The organism is Streptomyces sp. NPDC058685, assembly GCF_042714725.1.
In the GTDB taxonomy this organism is placed as follows: Bacteria; Actinomycetota; Actinomycetes; order Streptomycetales; family Streptomycetaceae; genus Streptomyces.
The window spans coordinates 1-18,817 of sequence record NZ_JBHXSL010000043.1 but is presented as its reverse complement, the minus strand read 5'-3'; the positions used below and the strand labels follow the sequence as shown (position 1 = coordinate 18,817).

The window sequence follows — 18,817 nt, the reverse complement described above, 5'->3', positions numbered from 1 at the left end:
CACAGCGTGGAGCCCGACCTCTTTACCGCAGCTGCCGAAGAACGCCAGGAGAAGGATCCGTCCAGCAGTCCGCTGGCCGTCCGGATGCGTCCGCGCGTTCTCGACGAAGTCGTCGGCCAGCAGCATCTGCTCAAGCCCGGATCGCCGCTGCGCCGCCTCGTCGGCGAGGGCGGCGGAGGTCCCGCGGGACCCGCGTCCGTCATCCTCTGGGGCCCGCCCGGCACCGGGAAGACGACCCTCGCGTACGTCGTCTCCAAGGCGACCAACAAGCGCTTCGTCGAGCTGTCGGCGATCACCGCGGGCGTCAAGGAGGTCCGCGCCGTCATCGACGGGGCCCGCCGCGCGGCCGGCGGCTTCGGCAAGGAGACCGTCCTCTTCCTCGACGAGATCCACCGCTTCTCCAAGGCCCAGCAGGACTCCCTCCTGCCCGCCGTAGAGAACCGCTGGGTGACCCTGATCGCCGCCACCACCGAGAACCCGTACTTCTCGGTGATCTCACCCCTGCTCTCCCGCTCGCTGCTGCTGACGCTGGAGTCGCTGACCGACGAGGACCTCACGGGACTGCTGCGCCGTGCGCTCACCGAGGAGCGCGGCCTCGGCGGGGCTGTCACCCTGCCCGCCGACTCCGAGGCGCATCTGCTCCGTATCGCGGGCGGCGACGCCCGGCGGGCCCTGACCGCTCTGGAGGCCGCCGCGGGCGCCGCCCTCGACAAGGGCGAGAAGGAGATCTCGCTCGAGACGGTGGAGGAGACGGTCGACCGGGCGGCGGTGAAGTACGACCGCGACGGCGACCAGCACTACGACGTGGCCAGCGCGCTCATCAAGTCCATCCGCGGCTCCGACGTCGACGCGGCCCTGCACTATCTGGCGCGGATGATCGAGGCGGGGGAGGACCCGCGCTTCATCGCGCGGCGGCTGATGATCTCGGCGAGTGAGGACATCGGCCTTGCGGACCCGACGGCCCTGCCGACCGCGGTCGCCGCGGCGCAGGCGGTGGCCATGATCGGCTTCCCGGAGGCCGCGCTCACCCTCAGCCATGTCACCATCGCGCTGGCACTGGCCCCGAAGTCGAACACCGCCACGACGGCGATCGGTGCCGCGCTCGCCGATGTCCGGGCCGGTCTCGCCGGTCCTGTCCCGCCGCATCTGCGGGACGGTCACTACAAGGGCGCGGCCAAGCTCGGTCACGCCCAGGGGTATGTCTACCCGCACGATGTGCCCGGCGGGATCGCGGCCCAGCAGTACGCCCCGGACGCGGTGCACGGCAAGCGGTACTACGAGCCGACGCGCTACGGCGCCGAGGCGCGGTACGCGGACGTCGTGGAGAAGGTCCGCGAGCGGCTGCGCGGTGGCGCCGCCGGCGACTGATCGTCTGTTTGCGGGTCGTGCGGTCAGGGCGCGGCGGCCTCGAAGAGCGTGTGCATCGCCCGGCGCAGTTCGGTGACATCACCGACGGGCTCGGGGAAGTCGAACCGCGCGTCGAAGCAGCGCTCGCCGACGAACCGCACCCGCAGCCCGAAGCGGTCCAGCGCCAGCGGTACCGCCCGCTGTCCGCCCCCGTCCGTCCCCTCGGCCCGGTCGCCGAGCAGTCCGCACAGGCCCTGCACCTGATCGCCGTGGACGGAGTGCAGATGCTGGAGCAGCTCCGTCTCGTACGACACGAGCGGGTCCACGGCGGCCCGGGCGAAGTCCTCCGGCTCCACGCCCGACACACCCCACAGATCGTCCACGCGCAGTTCGCCGACCTCCAGCCGCAGCATCATGGCGCCGGGTTCGGCGAGGCCGGGTACGCAGGTCAGCCACCCGGTGACCCAGGCGCGCCCGCGGATACGATGGGGGACCGAGACCGGGGCGACGTCCGTGATCTCCAGCACGGCGGAGAGCTCGTCGTCCTGGGCGTGGGTCGCGGCCCGCACGGCCGGGGAGTCCGCGGGAAAGAGCAGGAAGACCTCACCGTCGGTGCCCACCACGCGTGCCTGCGGGGTCAGCTGCTCCGGCCGGGTGACCTCCACACCGGGAATGAGCAGTACCGCGGAGCATGTACTCTGTACGAGAGTTCGTGTGCGCTCGGCTGCTGACGGCATCCGAGTGATTTCAAGCCCGCTGGGACGCGGCTGACCATGAGCTGATCGGACCTCCGTCGCCTCGACGCTCTGAGCAGCGTCGGCTTCTTTTGTGCTGTCCGTGATGCGCTTGGTGTTCCCAGGGCGAGACATGCGATCTCCTTGAGTAAGGTGAGCCTAACCTAACCTACAACGGAGGTCTGGAGAACGTGCCTAACCAGTCGCGTCCCAAGGTCAAGAAGTCTCGCGCGCTCGGTATCGCGCTGACGCCGAAGGCTGTCAAGTACTTCGAAGCCCGCCCCTACCCGCCGGGCGAGCACGGCCGTGGGCGCAAGCAGAACTCGGACTACAAGGTCCGTCTGCTCGAGAAGCAGCGTCTGCGCGCCCAGTACGACATCAGCGAGCGCCAGATGGCCCGCGCCTACGACCGCGCGCGCAAGGCCGAGGGCAAGACCGGCGAGGCGCTGGTCATCGAGCTCGAGCGTCGTCTCGACGCCCTCGTGCTGCGTTCGGGCATCGCCCGGACCATCTACCAGGCCCGCCAGATGGTCGTCCACGGCCACATCGAGGTCAACGGTGGCAAGGTCGACAAGCCGTCCTTCCGCGTCCGTCCCGACGACGTCGTGATGGTCCGCGAGCGCTCCCGCGAGAAGAGCCTGTTCCAGGTCGCTCGCGAGGGTGGCTTCGCCGCCGACGGTGAGACCCCGCGCTACCTGCAGGTCAACCTGAAGGCCCTGGCGTTCCGCCTGGACCGTGACCCGCAGCGCAAGGAAGTTCCGGTCATCTGCGACGAGCAGCTGGTCGTCGAGTACTACGCCCGCTGATTCAGGGGCCCTCCCGGCGACAGCGGGAGAGTGACTCACCACGCTTCAGCCCGCCGCTTCCCCGCCCTTTCCGGTGGGGGAGCCGGCGGGCTCTCGCGTTTCCGCGGGCGTCGCCGTACGGACCGGACGCGGCCTGCCCGGTATGGCCGCCGGCGGGCGTACCGGTGTGCAGAGGGCCCGCCGCACCGCCGCGTCCAGCGACAGCTCACGGCCCTCCCGTGCGCAGGAGGCGTACCGCTCGGCCCCCAGCGCCTCGCCCGCCTGCTGCTCGCACAGCGCCCGCGGCCCGCCGAAGTGGCCGGAGCCGAACAGCGGCATCCCGACCGCGCCCCACACCGGCGCCGCGGCGCCCTGGAGCACCGCCGCTTCCTCCGGGTCCCCCTCGCCGGCCGTCACCAGCGCCAGCAGCTCGATCGCGAGCACCAGCCCCACCAGATCGTTGAACCGGTGGTCGATGACGACGGCGTCCTGGAGCAGGGTCCGCGCCCGGGCGTGGTCGCCACCTGTCCACGCCGCGTAGGCCAGGACGTACAGCGCATAGGCGCGGGTCCACAGCTCACCGCGCTCCTCACAGATCTCCCGGACCTCGTCGCAGAGGCCGACCGCCTCCTCCAGGCGGTTCTGGAAGACGAGCGCCATGGCCAGCTCGACCTGTCCCATCAGCACATTGCTGTTGAGTTCGCCGAGGTCCCGGTAGGCCGCGAGGGCCGAGTGGAGCAACTCCTCGGCGCGCGGCAGGTCGTCGGACAACAGGGCCAGGCAGCCCATGCGGTGGACGGCGTAGGCCGCCGCCACCGGGTTGCCGGTGCGGGCCGCCTCTTCGCGGCACTCGTGCAGCGCGCCGGCGGCCGCCGCGTCGTCGCCCTGGAGGATCGCCACATAGCCGAGCACCCACAGGGCCTTGAGCCGCGCCTCCTCGTGGTCCGCGGCCTGCGCGAGCGCCCGGTCCAGCCAGTGCCTGCCCTCCGCGAGCCGGCCGCAGCCGGCCCAGTAGAACCAGAGTGTGCCCGCCAGATGGTGGCCCAGATGCGTGTCCTCCGCGGTCTCCAGGCACAGTTCCAGCGCGGCCCGCAGATTGGGCAGCGCGCTGTCGGTGCAGTCCGCCACCTCCGGCTGCCGCGGGCTGAACCACTCCAGCTCGCACCAGGTGGCCAGCCCCACGTACCAGTCCCGGTGCCGCTTGCGCATGCGCAGGGAGTCGCCGAGGGCCTCCAGCCACTCGGCGCCGTACGCGCGGACGGTGTCGAGCATGCGGTAGCGCACTCCCGCGGGTGTCTCCTCACGGAAGACCACGGACTGCGCGAGCAGCTCGGAGAGCACGTCCAGCACCTGTTCGGCGGGGAGACCGTGGCCGCTGCAGACGTACTCGACGGCCTCCAGATCGAACCGGCCGGCGAACACCGACAGCCGCGCCCACAGCAGCCGCTCCTCGGGAGTGCACAGCTCATGGCTCCAGCCGACCGCCGTACGCAGCGTCCGATGGCGCGGCAGCGCACCGCGGCTGCCGCCGGTCAGCAGCAGGAATCGGTCGTCCAGCCGCTGGAGCAGCTGGTCGAGGGAGAGGGCGGCGAGCCGGCCCGCCGCCAGTTCCAGCGCGAGGGGAATCCCGTCGAGGCGACGGCACAGCTCCCGTACCGCGCCCGTGTTCTCGTCGGACAGCCCGAAGTGCGGCAGTACCGCCGCCGCGCGGTCCGCGAAGAGCCGCACCGCGTCGCTCTCCGTCAGCGGCGCCAGCGGGAAGACCACCTCGCCCGCCAGCCGCAGCGAACGGCGGCTCACGACCAGGACCTGAAGGCCGGGGGAGTGGCGCAGCAGATCCGATACGAGGACGGCGCCGTCCTCGACGAACTGCTCGAAGCCGTCCAGCACCAGCAGCAGCCGGCGCTCGGCGAGGTGCCCGAGGAGGACCTCACGGGGCGGTCTGCTGGTGTGGTCGGTGATGCCGAGGGCGGCGACCAGCGCATGGGCGACCAGCCCGGGGTCGGACAGTGCGGACAGCTCGCACAGCCACACGCCGTCGCGGTGGCCGCCCTGGTCCCGCAGGCCGGCCGCGACACGGATCGCCAGCCGCGACTTCCCCACGCCGCCCGCTCCGGCGACGGTGATCAGCCGGGTGCCACTGTCGATCAGCCGGGCGAGTGCGGCCAGTTCGCCTGCCCGGCCCACGAACGGGGTCGGGTCCGCGGGGAGACGGCCCCGCGGCGGGGAGTGTTCGTCGGGTGAAGGGCCGTTGCGAGAGGTGCGCCGCATAGGACACGGAGCGTACCGGCGCGTATGCACTCCGTACAATCTGCTTGCGCAACTCCCTCGGCCCCGCTGGTAATGCGGTACGGGGTGCGACCCTGGGCGCGATAGGGTCGGAGGACGTTTTCCGACGTGTTTCAGCGACTAGCAGAGAGCGGTGCAGCGTGACCGGTGGAGAGGTTGCCGGGATCCTGGTGGCCGTCTTCTGGGCGATCCTGGTCTCCTTTCTCGCCGTGGTGCTGGTGAGGTTGGCGCAGACGCTCAAGGCGACCACCCGGCTCGTGGCGGACGTGACCGAGCAGGCAGTGCCGCTCCTGTCCGACGCCTCCGCGACGGTCCGCTCCGCGCAGACGCAACTGGACCGGGTCGACGCGATCGCGACCGACGTCCAGGAAGTCACCTCCAACGCCTCCGCGCTCTCCACGACCGTCGCGTCCACCTTCGGCGGCCCGCTGGTCAAGGTCGCCGCCTTCGGCTACGGCGTGCGCCGGGCGATGAGCCGCAAGGACGACGGCGCGGCACCCGAGCCGTCCCGCCGGTCGGTGATCGTCGGCCGTACCGTGCCTGCCGCCCGGCGAAAGAAGCAGAGGGGCTGACGCACCATGTTCCGCCGCACGTTCTGGTTCACCGCCGGCGCCGCAGCCGGCGTCTGGGCCACCACCAAGGTCAACCGCAAGCTCAGGCAGCTGACCCCCGAGAGCCTCGCGGCGCAGGCCGCCAACAAGGCGATCGACGCGGGCCACAAGCTCAAGGACTTCGCGCTCGACGTCCGGGCCGGAATGGTCCAGCGCGAGAGCGAACTGGGCGAGGCGCTCGGCCTCGGGACACCGCCCGGCGGCCCCGAACTGCCCGCGCAGCGCCGCCTCGCCGCCGTGGAGCCGCCGAGGCGCCCGTTCGACAAGCACGGCAAGCGCGACGAGCACACCTACACATCGCACAACCGGAATGAGGACCACTGATGGAGTCGGCTGAAATCCGCCGCCGCTGGCTGAGCTTCTTCGAGGAGCGCGGGCACACCGTCGTGCCTTCGGCGTCGCTCATCGCGGACGACCCGACTCTGCTGCTGGTCCCCGCGGGCATGGTGCCCTTCAAGCCGTACTTCCTCGGCGAGGTCAAGCCGCCGTTCCCGCGCGCCTCCAGTGTGCAGAAGTGTGTCCGTACGCCGGACATCGAAGAGGTCGGCAAGACCACGCGGCACGGCACCTTCTTCCAGATGTGCGGAAACTTCTCCTTCGGCGACTACTTCAAGGAAGGCGCCATCAAGCTCGCCTGGGAGCTGCTGACCACTCCGGTGGCGCACGGCGGCTACGGGCTGGAGCCGGAGAAGCTCTGGATCACGGTGTACAAGGAGGACGACGAGGCCGAGCGCATCTGGCGCGACGTCGTCGGCGTCCCCGCCGAGCGCATCCAGCGCCTGGGCAAGAAGGACAACTACTGGTCGATGGGCGTCCCCGGACCCTGCGGACCGTGCTCCGAGATCAACTACGACCGCGGCCCCGAGTTCGGCGAAGAGGGCGGCCCGGCCGTCAACGACGAGCGCTACGTGGAGATCTGGAACCTGGTCTTCATGCAGTACGAGCGCGGCGAGGGCACCGGCAAGGAGGATTTCGAGATCCTCGGAGACCTCCCGTCGAAGAACATCGACACCGGTCTCGGCCTCGAGCGTCTCGCCATGATCCTCCAGGGCGTACAGAACATGTACGAGACCGACACCCTGAAGGTCGTCATCGACAAGGCCACCGAGCTGACCGGCGTGCGCTACGGCGCCGACCACGGCTCGGACGTCTCCCTGCGCGTGGTCGCCGACCACATGCGTACGTCCGTGATGCTCATCGGCGACGGCGTCACGCCCGGCAACGAGGGCCGCGGCTACGTGCTGCGCCGCATCATGCGCCGTGCCGTCCGCAACATGCGGCTCCTCGGCGCCACGGGCCCGGTCGTCGGCGAACTCGTCGACACGGTCATCAAGACGATGGGCGAGCAGTACCCGGAGCTGGAGACCGACCGCAAGCGGATCGAGACCGTCGCCCTCGCCGAAGAGGCCGCCTTCCTCAAGGCCCTCAAGGGCGGCACCAACATCCTCGACACGGCCGTCACCGAGACCAAGGCCTCCGGCTCCACGGTCCTCGCCGGCGACAAGGCATTCCTGCTCCACGACACCTGGGGCTTCCCGATCGACCTCACGCTCGAGATGGCCGGCGAGCAGGGCCTGTCGGTCGACGAGGACGGCTTCCGCCGCCTGATGCAGGAGCAGCGGGAGCGTGCCAAGGCCGATGCCAAGGCCAAGAAGATCGGTCACGCCGACGTCACGGCCTACCGTGAGATCGCCGACGGCTCCGGAGCCACCGAGTTCACCGGCTACTCCAGCACCGAGGGCGAGACCACGATCGTCGGTCTGCTGGTCAACGGCGTTCCCTCGCCGGCCGCTTCGGAGGGCGACGAGGTCGAGATCGTCCTCGACCGGACCCCGTTCTACGCCGAGGGCGGCGGCCAGCTCGCCGACCAGGGCCGTGTCAAGCTCCACAGCGGAGCCGTCGTCGTGGTCCGCGATGTGCAGCAGCCGGTCCCCGGGGTCACCGTGCACAAGGGCTCGGTCCAGGTCGGCGAGGTGACGGTGGGCTCCACCGCCTACGCCACCATCGACGTGCGCCGCCGCCGCGCCATCGCCCGCGCGCACAGTGCCACCCACCTCACGCACCAGGCGCTGCGTGACGCCCTCGGCCCCACGGCCGCCCAGGCCGGTTCGGAGAACTCGCCGGGCCGCTTCCGCTTCGACTTCGGCTCGCCCGCCGCCGTGCCCGGCACGGTGCTCACGGACGTCGAGCAGAAGATCAACGAGGTGCTCGCCCGTGAGCTCGACGTGCACGCCGAGGTCATGAGCATCGACGAGGCCAAGCGACAGGGGGCCATCGCCGAGTTCGGCGAGAAGTACGGCGAGCGCGTGCGCGTCGTGACCATCGGCGACTTCTCCAAGGAGCTGTGCGGCGGCACGCACGTGCACAACACCGCCCAGCTGGGCTTGGTGAAGCTGCTCGGCGAGTCCTCGATCGGCTCCGGCGTGCGCCGTATCGAAGCCCTCGTCGGTGTCGACGCCTACAACTTCCTCGCCAAGGAACACACGGTCGTCGCCCAGCTCCAGGAGCTGGTCAAGGGCCGTTCCGAGGAGCTTCCCGAGAAGATCTCGGCCATGATCGGCAAGCTGAAGGACGCCGAGAAGGAGATCGAGAAGTTCCGCGCGGAGAAGGTCCTGCAAGCCGCCGCCGGGCTCGTCGAGAGCGCCAGGGACGTACGCGGCGTGGCCCTCGTCACCGGTCAGGTGCCGGACGGCACCGCCGCCGACGACCTGCGCAAGCTGGTGCTCGACGTCCGGGGCCGTATCCCGGGCGACCGTCCCGCCGTCGTCGCTCTGTTCACCACCGCGAACGGCCGGCCGCTCACGGTCATCGCCACCAACGAGGCCGCCCGCGAGCGCGGCCTCAAGGCCGGAGACCTCGTGCGCACAGCCGCCAAGACGCTGGGCGGCGGAGGCGGCGGCAAGCCGGACGTCGCGCAGGGCGGCGGGCAGAACCCTGCCGCCGTCGGCGACGCCGTGGCCGCTGTCGAGCGCCTGGTCGCCGAGACCGCGTGATGCGCCGGGGACGCCGTCTCGCGATCGATGTCGGGGACGCCCGTATCGGGGTCGCCTCGTGCGACCCCGACGGGGTCCTCGCGACGCCGGTGGAGACCGTGCCGGGACGGGACGTCCCGGCCGCCCACCGGCGGCTGCGGCAGCTCGTCGAGGAGTACGAACCGATCGAGGTCGTCGTGGGCCTGCCCCGCTCGCTCAGCGGCGGGGAGGGGCCCGCGGCGGCCAAGATCCGGGTCTTCACGCAGGAGCTCGCGCGCGGGATCGCACCGATTCCGGTGCGACTTGTGGACGAGAGGATGACCACAGTGACGGCCAGTCAGGGGCTCCGCGCTTCGGGTGTGAAGTCCAAAAAGGGCCGCTCTGTCATCGACCAGGCTGCCGCTGTGGTGATCCTTCAGAACGCTCTGGAGTCCGAACGGGCGTCGGGAACGGCTCCCGGCGAGTCCGTCGAAGTGGTTGTCTGATCGCGATACGGTAACGTTCCGCGCGATGCGGCGGTGTTCGAACAGCTGTCGCTCAGCAAAGAGGCGGGACGCGTCAAAGCCTGCCTCGCGGCCCTAGGGGATCGATGACTGATTATGGCCGGGGCCCCGGCTCCGAACCGTGGCATCCCGATGACCCTTTGTACGGCGACGCGGGATGGGAAGGGCAGCAGGCCGCGGCCGGCCAGGCCGCCTACGGCCAGCAGCCGCACCAGCAGTACGCGCAGCCGCAGCAGCCGCAGCAGCACTACGGACCCCAGGACCCGTACCAGCAGCAGTACCAGCAGCAGGGGTACGACCAGCAGGGATACGCGCAGCAGCAGTACGACCAGCAGGGGTACGCGCAGCAGCAGTACGCCCAGCAGAACCAGCACCCGCAGCACCCGCAGCAGCACAACGGCGGCTGGGACACGGGCCAGCACCCGGCCATGCCCTACCCGGGCGACCCCGCCGACACCTACGGCGGCCCGCCTCCGGGATACAACAGCCGCCAGGAGGCGGACTACTACGCGACCCCCGAGGCCTACCCGCCGCCGCAGCCCCCGGGCCGGCGGCAGGCCGAGCCGGAGCCCGCGCCCGCGCCCGCGGCCACGGAGTGGGAGACGGAGGCGGCGAAGGAGGGCGAGGAGACCCACCCCTTCTTCACCGGCGACGACGGCCGTGACGACGACGGGGAGTACGACGACGACCCGCGCGAGACGCGGCGCGGCAGCGGCAACGAGCGCCGCGGCAAGACCAAGAAGAAGAGCCGTAACGGTTGTGCATGCCTGGTCGTCTCGCTCGTCCTCGTGGGCGGACTCGGCGGCGTCGGCTACTTCGGCTACCAGTTCTGGCAGGGCCAGTTCGGTGCCGCGGCGGACTACGAGGGCGAGGGCACCGGCTCCGTCGAGGTGGAGATCCCCAAGGGCGCCGGTGGGTACGAGATCGGCCGGATCCTCAAGGACAGCGGTGTCATCAAGAGCGTGGACGCGTTCGTGTCGGCGCAGGAGAAGAACCCCAAGGGCAAGACCATCCAGGACGGCAACTACGTCCTGAAGAAGGAGATGTCGGCGGCCAGCGTCGTCGAACTGATGCTCAGCCCGGGCAGCCGCAACAACCTGATCATCGCCGAGGGCCGGCGCAACGTCCTGGTCTACGCCGAGATCGACAAGCGACTGGATCTCCCGGCGGGCACCACGAAGACGGTGGCCAGGAAAGAGGCGAAGAACCTCGGGCTGCCGGAGTGGGCGCTCAACCGCCCCAAGGTCAAGGACCCGCTGGAAGGATTCCTCTTCCCGGCCAGCTACTCGGCGGCCAAGGGCAACAAGCCCGAGGCCGTGCTCCGCAAGATGGTGGCCCGCGCCAACGCGGAGTACGAGAAGGCCGGTCTGCAGGACAAGGCGAAGAGCCTGGGACTCGCAGGTCCGTGGGAGCTGCTGACGCTCGCCAGCCTGGTGCAGGTCGAGGGCAAGACGGACGACGACTTCCGCAAGATGTCCGAGGTCGTCTACAACCGCCTCAAGCCGACCAACACCGAGACCAACCAGGAGTTGCAGTTCGACTCGGCCTTCAACTACCTCAAGGGCGAGAGCAACATCGACATCTCCGAGCAGGAGATCAACACCAACCCGGACCCCTACAACACGTACACCAACAAGGGGCTCACACCGGGGCCGATCAGCAACCCCGGCAACGCGGCGATCGCGGCGGCGCTGAATCCGACGAAGGACGGCTGGATGTACTTCGTCGCGACCGACGGCAAGGACAAGACGGAATTCGCCAAGACCCACGACGAGTTCCTGAAGCTCAAGGAAAAGTTCGATGCCCGCAACGACTGAGGCACGGCGTGCGGCGGTCCTCGGATCGCCCATCGCCCACTCGCTCTCCCCGGTGCTCCATCGCGCCGCGTACGCGGAGCTCGGCCTCGCGCACTGGACGTACGACCGGTTCGAGGTGGACGAGGACGCGCTGCCGGACTTCGTGAAGGGGCTCGACAGCTCCTGGGCCGGCCTGTCGCTGACCATGCCGCTGAAGCGGGCGATCATCCCCCTGCTGGACGGCATGAGCGACACCGCCGCGTCCGTGGAGGCCGTCAACACCGTCGTCCTCACCGAGGACGGCCGACGACTCGGCGACAACACCGACATTCCCGGCATGATCGCCGCCCTGCGTGAGCGGGGTGTCGACAAGGTCGACTCCGCGGCCGTGCTCGGCGCCGGGGCGACGGCCTCCTCCGCCCTCGCCGCCCTCGCGCGCATCTGCACCGGACCCGTCACCGCGTACGTACGCAGCGCGGGCCGGGCGGCCGAGATGCGCGGCTGGGGCGAGCGGCTCGGGGTGGACGTCCGTATCGCCGACTGGGCGGAGGCCGACGCGGCGCTCCAGGCGCCGCTCGTCGTCGCCACCACCCCGGCAGGAGCCACCGACGACCTCGTGGCGGAGGTGCCCGACCGGCCCGGCACCCTCTTCGACGTGCTCTACGAGCCGTGGCCGACCGCCCTGGCCGCCGGATGGTCGGCGCGCGGCGGAGCGGTCGTCGGCGGCCTCGACCTCCTGGTGCACCAGGCGGTCCTCCAGGTCGAGCAGATGACGGGCCGCGCACCGGCGCCGCTGGCCGTGATGCGGGCCGCGGGCGAGCGGGCGCTGGAAGCCCGCTAGAAGCCGGCGGGCTCGAAGCCCGCTGGAGATGCCGTCCGGATCGAGGCCGGCCCCACGCGGCCCTGCGGCCGTCCTTTCCGGTGGTCGGCATGCCTGGCCGGGGCGAGGACGCTGACACACGCTGATACGCGGCGTCCGACTGCTGGACCGGCGGCCGGGTCCCACGTCCGGACATGGGAGGATCGTGGGTAGGCGGGCCAGGGCCGCGCTGCCCCAGTTGTCGCTGGGACGTGTCCCGGGCCGCGCCGTCGCAGGCCCAGGCGCGAGCAGGAGGAGCACCGTTGAGCAGGTTGCGTTGGCTGACGGCGGGGGAGTCGCACGGACCCGCACTGGTGGCGACGCTGGAGGGTCTTCCCGCCGGTGTGCCGATCACCACGGACATGGTGGCGGACCACCTTGCCCGCCGGCGTCTCGGCTACGGACGCGGTGCGCGGATGAAGTTCGAGCGCGACGAGGTGACCTTCCTCGGCGGAGTGCGCCACGGGCTGACGATGGGCTCGCCGGTCGCCGTCATGGTGGGCAACACCGAGTGGCCGAAGTGGGAGAAGGTCATGGCGGCCGACCCCGTCGACCCCGACGAGCTGGCCGCGCTCGCCCGTAACGCGCCGCTGACCCGTCCCCGCCCGGGCCACGCCGACCTGGCGGGCATGCAGAAGTACGCCCTGGACGAGGCCCGCCCGATCCTGGAGCGCGCCAGCGCCCGGGAGACCGCGGCCCGCGTCGCGCTCGGCGCCGTCGCCCGCTCCTACCTCAAGGAGACGGCCGGTATCGAGATCGTCTCGCACGTGGTGGAGCTGGCCGCGGCAAGGGCTCCGTACGGTGTGGTCCCGACCCCGGCCGACGTGGAGAAGCTGGACGCCGACCCGGTCCGCTGCCTGGACGCGGACGCGTCGAAGGCGATGGTCGCCGAGATCGACCAGGCCCACAAGGACGGCGACACCCTCGGCGGAGTCGTCGAGGTGCTGGCCTACGACGTTCCGGTCGGACTCGGCTCGCACGTCCACTGGGACCGGCGTCTCGACGCCCGGCTCGCGGCCGCGCTCATGGGCATCCAGGCCATCAAGGGCGTCGAGGTCGGCGACGGCTTCGAGCTGGCCCGGGTGCCGGGATCCAAGGCCCACGACGAGATCGTGCCCACCGCGGACGGGCTGCGTCGCTCGACGGGCCGCTCCGGCGGCACCGAGGGCGGCATGTCCACCGGTGAGCTGCTGCGGGTGCGCGCGGCCATGAAGCCGATCGCGACCGTGCCGCGTGCGCTGGCGACCGTCGACGTCGCCACCGGCGAGGTCGCGGCCGCCCACCACCAGCGCTCCGACGTCTGCGCCGTGCCCGCCGCCGGCATCGTCGCCGAGGCGATGGTGGCGCTGGTGCTCGCCGACGCGGTGGCCGAGAAGTTCGGTGGCGACAGCGTGAGCGAGACCCGGCGCAACGTGCGCTCCTACCTCGACAACCTGCACATCCGGTGAGCGCCCCGCTGATCGTCCTGGTCGGTCCCATGGGCTCCGGCAAGTCCACCGTCGGCGCGCTGCTCGCCGAGCAGCTGGGCGTGGCCTACCGGGACACCGACGCCGACATCGTCGCGTCCGAGGGGCGGGAGATCTCGGACCTCTTCGTCGACGAGGGCGAGCCCTACTTCCGTGAGCTGGAGCGCGCGGCCGTACGGGACGCGGTCGCCGCCCACACCGGAGTGCTCTCCCTCGGCGGCGGCGCCGTCCTCGACGACGCGACCCGCGAACTGCTCACCGGCCTGCCCGTCGTCTACCTCTCGATGGAGGTGGAGGAGGCGGTCCGGCGCGTGGGGCTGAACCAGGCCCGGCCGCTCCTCGCCGTCAACCCCCGCAAGCAGTGGCGCGAGCTGATGGACGCCCGCCGTCATCTGTACACCGAGGTGGCCCGCGTGGTCGTGGCCACCGACGAACGCACCCCCGCAGAGGTCGCCGAGGCGGTCCTCGACGCTTTGGAGCTGAAGGACGTATGACCGATCAGTCCGTGACCCGTATCCAGGTCGGCGGTACGGAAGGCTCCGACCCGTACGAGGTCCTGGTGGGCCGTCAGCTGCTCGGTGAGCTCCCCGCGCTGATCGGCGGGGCACAGCGCGTGGCGGTCCTGCATCCCGAGGCGCTCGCCGAGACGGGCGAGGCGATCCGCGAGGATCTGGCGTCCCAGGGCTACGAGGCCATCGCCATCCAGCTGCCGAACGCGGAGGAGTCCAAGACCGTCGAGGTCGCCGCGTACTGCTGGAAGGCCCTCGGGCAGACCGGCTTCACCCGCAGCGATGTCGTCATCGGCGTCGGCGGCGGCGCCACCACCGACCTCGCGGGCTTCGTCGCGGCGACCTGGCTGCGCGGGGTGCGCTGGGTCGCCCTGCCGACCACGGTGCTCGGCATGGTCGACGCGGCGGTCGGCGGCAAGACCGGCATCAACACCGCCGAGGGCAAGAACCTCGTCGGCGCCTTCCACCCGCCGGCCGGCGTCCTGTGCGACCTGGCCGCGCTCGACTCGCTGCCGGTCAACGACTACGTCAGTGGTCTGGCGGAGATCATCAAGGCCGGTTTCATCGCCGACCCGGTGATCCTGGAGCTCATCGAGGCCGACCCGGAGGGCGCGCGCTCGCCCGCCGGACAGCATGCCGCGGAGCTGATCGAACGGTCCATCCGGGTCAAGGCCGAGGTCGTCTCCAACGACCTCAAGGAGTCCGGTCTGCGCGAGATCCTCAACTACGGCCACACCCTCGCCCACGCCATCGAGAAGAACGAGCGCTACAAGTGGCGTCACGGCGCCGCGGTCTCGGTCGGCATGGTCTTCGCCGCCGAACTGGGCCGGCTGGCCGGGCGGCTCGACGACGCGACCGCCGACCGCCACCGCGCGGTCCTCGAGTCCGTGGGGCTGCCGCTGACCTACCGCGGCGACCAGTGGCCGAAGCTCCTGGAGACCATGAAGGTCGACAAGAAGTCCCGCGGCAACCTGCTGCGCTTCATCGTCCTCGACTCTCTCGCCAAGCCGACCGTGCTGGAGGGCCCGGACCCGGCGGTGCTGCTCGCCGCGTACGGCGAGGTGTCGGCGTGACCCGCCGGGTGCTGGTGCTCAACGGGCCCAACCTCGGCCGTCTCGGCTCCCGCGAGCCCGATGTCTACGGCGCCACCTCCTACGCCGGGCTGGTGGAGGCCTGCCGGTCGCTCGGCAAGGAACTCGGCTTCGACGTCGAGGTGCGGGAGACGAACGACGAGGGCGAGATGATCCGCTGGCTGCACGAAGCCGCGGACGGTTCGATTCCGGTCGTTCTCAACCCCGGTGCCTTCACCCACTACTCGTACGGCATGCGGGACGCCGCGGCGCAGCGCACCGCTCCGCTGATCGAGGTGCACATCTCCAACCCCTACGCACGCGAGGCATTTCGGCACACATCGGTGGTGGCCGCCGTCGCCAGCGGTACGGTCGCCGGCTTCGGCATCGGCTCCTACCGGCTCGCCCTGCGCGCGCTGGCGGAGGAAATCGCGGGCTGAACAGGGCACTTCGGGCCGATCCCGGCCGTTCATCCAGTGGCGGCCGGGACTTCGGGAACGTATTCCGGCGCCGCCGCGGGGTACGGTTCGGTAGCAACGGCGGCCGAGCTGCCGCCTGACCAGCGTCAGTCGCACGAGACGGAGTGGCACCGGATGCAGCACGCAGTGGGGGGTCCGCTGCCGCCCCACCGACCGGGGCACGGACCGGCCGGATGGACACACAGCGCCCAGCACCCGGGGCCGCCGCAGGGCCCTCCCCCCGGGCATCCGGGCGCACCGCCGCAGGGTCCGCCCGCAGGACCCCCGCCCGCCGGACACGCTCCCGGGCCGCAGCAGCCCGCCGGACATGCTCCCCGGCCGCAGCAGCCCGCCCACCCCGGACCGCCGCCCCCGCACACCGGGCAGCCCCCGCAGGGCTGGACGGGACCGGGGCCCCAGCACCCCTCCGCGGCGCCGCCGTCCCGCGACACCACCGGGCACGTCCCGCTGCCGCCCGGCGGACCGGTTCCCATACCCGCGCCCCCGCAGAACGACGGCGGCACCGGCACGGCCACCCTCGCCGTCCTGCTGATCGGCCCCGCCGGCGCCGGCAAGACGACCGTGGCGCGTCACTGGGCCACCAGTCGGCGCGTCCCCACGGCCCACATCAGCCTCGACGATGTCCGCGAATGGGTCTGCACGGGCTTCGCCGACCCCCAGTCCGGGTGGAACGACAGCTCCGAGGCCCAGTACCGGCTCGCCCGCCGCACCTGTGGCTTCGCCGCCCGCAATTTCCTGGCCAACGGCATCTCCTGCATCCTCGACGACGCCGTCTTCCCCGACCGCCCGGTTGTCGGACTCGGCGGCTGGAAGCGGCACGTCGGTCCCGGCCTGCTGCCTGTCGTGCTGCTCCCCGGCCTCGAGGTCGTGCTGGAGCGCAACGCCGAGCGCAGCGGGAACCGGCGGCTCTCCGACGAGGAGGTGGCGAGCATCCACGGCCGGATGGCCGGCTGGTACGGCTCGGGCCTGCCGATCATCGACAACTCCAAGTACGACGTGGAGACCACCGCCCGGGTCCTCGACGAGGTCCTCGCCCGCTCCATCGCGAGCCCGCCGGCCTGGTAGCCGCCGGCCACGCGCTCCGGCCGGACGCGCTGACCGGGCCGCCTCGCGCCCCCGGTCGGACGCGCTGACCGGGCCGCCTCGCGCCCGCGCTCGTAGGCTCGGAACATGTCAGAGGTGTATGGCGTCCGCCGCAGCCGGCTGCGCGACCGGTGCGCGGCCACCGGCAGCGACGGGGCCCTGGTCTCGCGTCCCGCGAACGTCCGCTATCTCGCGGGCGGAGCACCTCCCGGGGCCGTTCTGCTGCTGGGCGGGGCCGAGGACATCCTGCTCTGCCCCCGTACGCTCACCGGCGACCCCGCCGACGGCCGCCCGGACGAACGGCTGCGGCTGACCGTGCTGCCCACCTCCGCGGGTGACCCCGCGGTCGCCGCCGCCGAGCTGGCCCGGACGGAGGGTGTCGAATCCCTCGCCGTCGAGGAACACCATCTGACCGTCGTCCGCCATCGCGCACTGCGCTCCGTGGCGCCGCGGCTGCGCATCGCCGACCTGGGCCTCGCCGTCGAGCACCTGCGCATCGTCAAGGACGAGGAGGAGATCGCCTGTCTGCGCATCGCGGCGGAGATCACCGACCAGGCGCTGGGCGAGCTGCTGGAGTCGATCCTCGTGGGGCGCACCGAGCGGCATCTCGCTCTCGAACTGGAGCGGCGGCTCGTGGACCACGGCGCCGACGGTCCCGCGTTCGCCACATCCGTCGCGACCGGACCCAACTCGGGCCGTGGCGGTCACCGCCCCACCGACCGCCGTGTCGAGGAGGGTGATTTCCTCTCGGTCTGCGTCGGTGCCAATTACCGGGGGTACCGCTGCGAGATCGGCCGCACCTTCGTGATCGGCACCTCGCCCGCGGACTGGCAGATCGAGCTGTACGACATCGTCTTCGCCGCTCAGCGGGCCGCCAGGGAGTCCCTCCTGCCGGGCGCCGCGTACCGCGAGGTCGACCAGGCGGCCCGGCAGATCCTCAACGCCGCGGGCCACGGAGAGGGCCTCGCACAGCTCACCGGACACGGTGTGGGGCTCGAAATCGAGGAGGACCCGCGGCTGGGCCCTGCCGCCATGGGTAAACTGGACGCTTGTGTGCCGGTCACCGTCGAACCGGGGGTCCACGTCCCCGGCCGGGGAGGTGTCCGGATCGATGACACGCTCGTCGTGCGCCAGGAGGCGGACGGCGGACCCGAGCTACTCACCATCACGACCAAGGAACTGCTCGCGCTCTAGCCTCGCGGCAGCGCGTTTCCTCGGTCGTCCACCAGCGTCAGTCCAGGAGATTCCGCAACCGTGGCTTCCACGAACGACCTCAAGAACGGCATGGTGCTCAAGCTCGACGGAGGCCAGCTCTGGTCCGTCGTCGAGTTCCAGCACGTCAAGCCCGGCAAGGGCCCTGCCTTCGTGCGCACCAAGCTCAAGAACGTGCTCTCCGGCAAGGTCGTCGACAAGACGTTCAACGCCGGCGTGAAGGTCGAGACGGCCACCGTCGACCGCCGCGACATGCAGTTCTCGTACATGGACGGCGAGTACTTCGTGTTCATGGACATGCAGACCTATGACCAGCTCATGGTCGACCGCAAGGCCGTCGGCGATTCCGCCAACTACCTGATCGAGGGCTTCACGGCCAGCGTCGCCCAGCACGAGGGCGAGGTGCTCTACGTCGAGCTGCCCGCCGCCGTCGAGCTGGTCATCCAGGAGACCGAGCCGGGTGTCCAGGGCGACCGCTCCACCGGCGGCACCAAGCCCGCCACCCTTGAGACGGGCTTCACCATCCAGGTCCCGCTCTTCATCACCACCGGTGAGAAGATCAAGGTCGACACCCGTTCCGGCGACTACCTCGGCCGGGTGAACAGCTAACCGTGGCTGCTCGCAACAAGGCCCGTAAGCGCGCCTTCCAGATCCTCTTCGAGGCCGACCAGCGCGGGGCGTCCGTGCAGACGGTCCTCGCGGACTGGGTCCGGCACGCACGGTCCGACGACCGGCAGCCGCCCGTCGGTGAGTACACCATGGAGCTGGTCGAGGGGTACGCGGAGTACGCGGACCGGATCGACGACCTCATCGCCACGTACGCGGTCGGCTGGACGATCGACCGGATGCCGGTCGTCGACCGGAACATCCTGCGGCTCGGCGCGTACGAACTGGTGTGGGTGGACGAGACCCCGGACGCGGTGGTGATCGACGAGGCGGTGCAGCTCGCCAAGGAGTTCTCCACCGATGAGTCCCCTGCGTTCGTGAACGGCCTGCTGGGCCGGTTCAAGGACCTCAAGCCGAGCCTGCGCCGCGCATAGGCCGAGTCCTGTGCGGCGGGACGGTTTCACCGGGCCCGGGACGGAAGACGAACAGTCTTCCG

Annotated in this window: 18 protein-coding genes; 16 read left to right on the top strand and 2 right to left on the bottom strand. The window is 71.1% G+C overall.

The window, feature by feature from the left end:
- Positions 1-6 precede the first annotated feature (6 nt).
- Complete coding sequence (locus tag ACFWU3_RS27610) at positions 7-1,368, top strand: replication-associated recombination protein A (RefSeq protein ID WP_384443040.1); 1,362 nt, start codon at positions 7-9, stop codon at positions 1,366-1,368.
- A gap of 23 nt (positions 1,369-1,391) precedes the next feature.
- Here the strand turns inward: ACFWU3_RS27610 and ACFWU3_RS27605 are convergent, their stop codons facing one another.
- Positions 1,392-2,084 carry a DUF2470 domain-containing protein gene (locus ACFWU3_RS27605; RefSeq protein ID WP_384443037.1) on the bottom strand — a complete coding sequence of 231 codons (693 nt, stop codon included), beginning with the start codon at positions 2,082-2,084 and terminating at the stop codon, positions 1,392-1,394.
- A 188-nt stretch (positions 2,085-2,272) separates the two neighbouring features.
- Here ACFWU3_RS27605 and rpsD point away from each other — a divergent pair, with 188 nt between their 5' ends.
- Positions 2,273-2,887, top strand: coding sequence for a 30S ribosomal protein S4 (gene rpsD, locus ACFWU3_RS27600; protein WP_313947463.1), 615 nt, complete (start codon positions 2,273-2,275; stop codon positions 2,885-2,887).
- A gap of 45 nt (positions 2,888-2,932) precedes the next feature.
- On the opposite strand, the gene ACFWU3_RS27595 is transcribed toward rpsD, so the two are convergent.
- Positions 2,933-5,137, bottom strand: a complete 2,205-nt coding sequence (locus tag ACFWU3_RS27595) for an ATP-binding protein (RefSeq protein ID WP_384443034.1) — start codon at positions 5,135-5,137, stop codon at positions 2,933-2,935.
- A 158-nt stretch (positions 5,138-5,295) separates the two neighbouring features.
- Between ACFWU3_RS27595 and ACFWU3_RS27590 the strand changes: the two genes are divergently transcribed.
- From ACFWU3_RS27590 to nusB, 14 genes are all read left to right on the top strand, one after another.
- On the top strand, positions 5,296-5,727 hold the full coding sequence (locus tag ACFWU3_RS27590) for a DUF948 domain-containing protein (protein ID WP_384443031.1): 432 nt from the start codon (positions 5,296-5,298) through the stop codon (positions 5,725-5,727).
- Positions 5,728-5,733: 6 nt separating this feature from the next.
- A complete protein-coding gene (locus ACFWU3_RS27585; protein WP_384443028.1) occupies positions 5,734-6,090 on the top strand; it encodes a DUF6167 family protein in 357 nt (118 codons plus the stop codon).
- Positions 6,090-8,759 (top strand): alanine--tRNA ligase, encoded by a 2,670-nt coding sequence (gene alaS / locus ACFWU3_RS27580; protein WP_384443025.1) that lies wholly within the window; start codon positions 6,090-6,092, stop codon positions 8,757-8,759. Before ACFWU3_RS27585 ends, alaS begins: the two co-directional genes overlap by 1 nt.
- On the top strand, positions 8,759-9,223 hold the full coding sequence (gene ruvX / locus ACFWU3_RS27575; RefSeq protein WP_384443022.1) for a Holliday junction resolvase RuvX: 465 nt from the start codon (positions 8,759-8,761) through the stop codon (positions 9,221-9,223). Before alaS ends, ruvX begins: the two co-directional genes overlap by 1 nt.
- Positions 9,224-9,327: 104 nt before the next feature.
- Positions 9,328-11,058, top strand: coding sequence for an endolytic transglycosylase MltG (mltG, locus tag ACFWU3_RS27570; RefSeq protein ID WP_384443019.1), 1,731 nt, complete (start codon positions 9,328-9,330; stop codon positions 11,056-11,058).
- Positions 11,042-11,878, top strand: coding sequence for a shikimate dehydrogenase (locus ACFWU3_RS27565; protein WP_384443016.1), 837 nt, complete (start codon positions 11,042-11,044; stop codon positions 11,876-11,878). Before mltG ends, ACFWU3_RS27565 begins: the two co-directional genes overlap by 17 nt.
- 281 nt (positions 11,879-12,159) lie before the next feature.
- On the top strand, positions 12,160-13,344 hold the full coding sequence (aroC, locus tag ACFWU3_RS27560) for a chorismate synthase (protein ID WP_313947470.1): 1,185 nt from the start codon (positions 12,160-12,162) through the stop codon (positions 13,342-13,344).
- Positions 13,341-13,856 (top strand): shikimate kinase, encoded by a 516-nt coding sequence (locus tag ACFWU3_RS27555; RefSeq protein ID WP_384443012.1) that lies wholly within the window; start codon positions 13,341-13,343, stop codon positions 13,854-13,856. Before aroC ends, ACFWU3_RS27555 begins: the two co-directional genes overlap by 4 nt.
- Entirely contained in the window at positions 13,853-14,944 is a 1,092-nt protein-coding gene (gene aroB, locus ACFWU3_RS27550; protein WP_384443009.1) for a 3-dehydroquinate synthase, read from the top strand. The genes ACFWU3_RS27555 and aroB overlap by 4 nt, the downstream gene beginning before the upstream one ends.
- A complete protein-coding gene (locus ACFWU3_RS27545) occupies positions 14,941-15,381 on the top strand; it encodes a type II 3-dehydroquinate dehydratase (protein ID WP_384443006.1) in 441 nt (146 codons plus the stop codon). The genes aroB and ACFWU3_RS27545 overlap by 4 nt, the downstream gene beginning before the upstream one ends.
- 153 nt (positions 15,382-15,534) lie before the next feature.
- On the top strand, positions 15,535-16,485 hold the full coding sequence (locus ACFWU3_RS27540) for an AAA family ATPase (protein ID WP_384443003.1): 951 nt from the start codon (positions 15,535-15,537) through the stop codon (positions 16,483-16,485).
- Positions 16,486-16,590: 105 nt separating this feature from the next.
- Positions 16,591-17,697 carry an aminopeptidase P family protein gene (locus ACFWU3_RS27535; RefSeq protein WP_327685226.1) on the top strand — a complete coding sequence of 369 codons (1,107 nt, stop codon included), beginning with the start codon at positions 16,591-16,593 and terminating at the stop codon, positions 17,695-17,697.
- 60 nt (positions 17,698-17,757) lie between these two features.
- Positions 17,758-18,324 carry an elongation factor P gene (gene efp, locus ACFWU3_RS27530; RefSeq protein WP_313947475.1) on the top strand — a complete coding sequence of 189 codons (567 nt, stop codon included), beginning with the start codon at positions 17,758-17,760 and terminating at the stop codon, positions 18,322-18,324.
- Between the two features lie 2 nt (positions 18,325-18,326).
- On the top strand, positions 18,327-18,755 hold the full coding sequence (gene nusB, locus ACFWU3_RS27525; protein ID WP_384442999.1) for a transcription antitermination factor NusB: 429 nt from the start codon (positions 18,327-18,329) through the stop codon (positions 18,753-18,755).
- Positions 18,756-18,817: the final 62 nt, after the last annotated feature.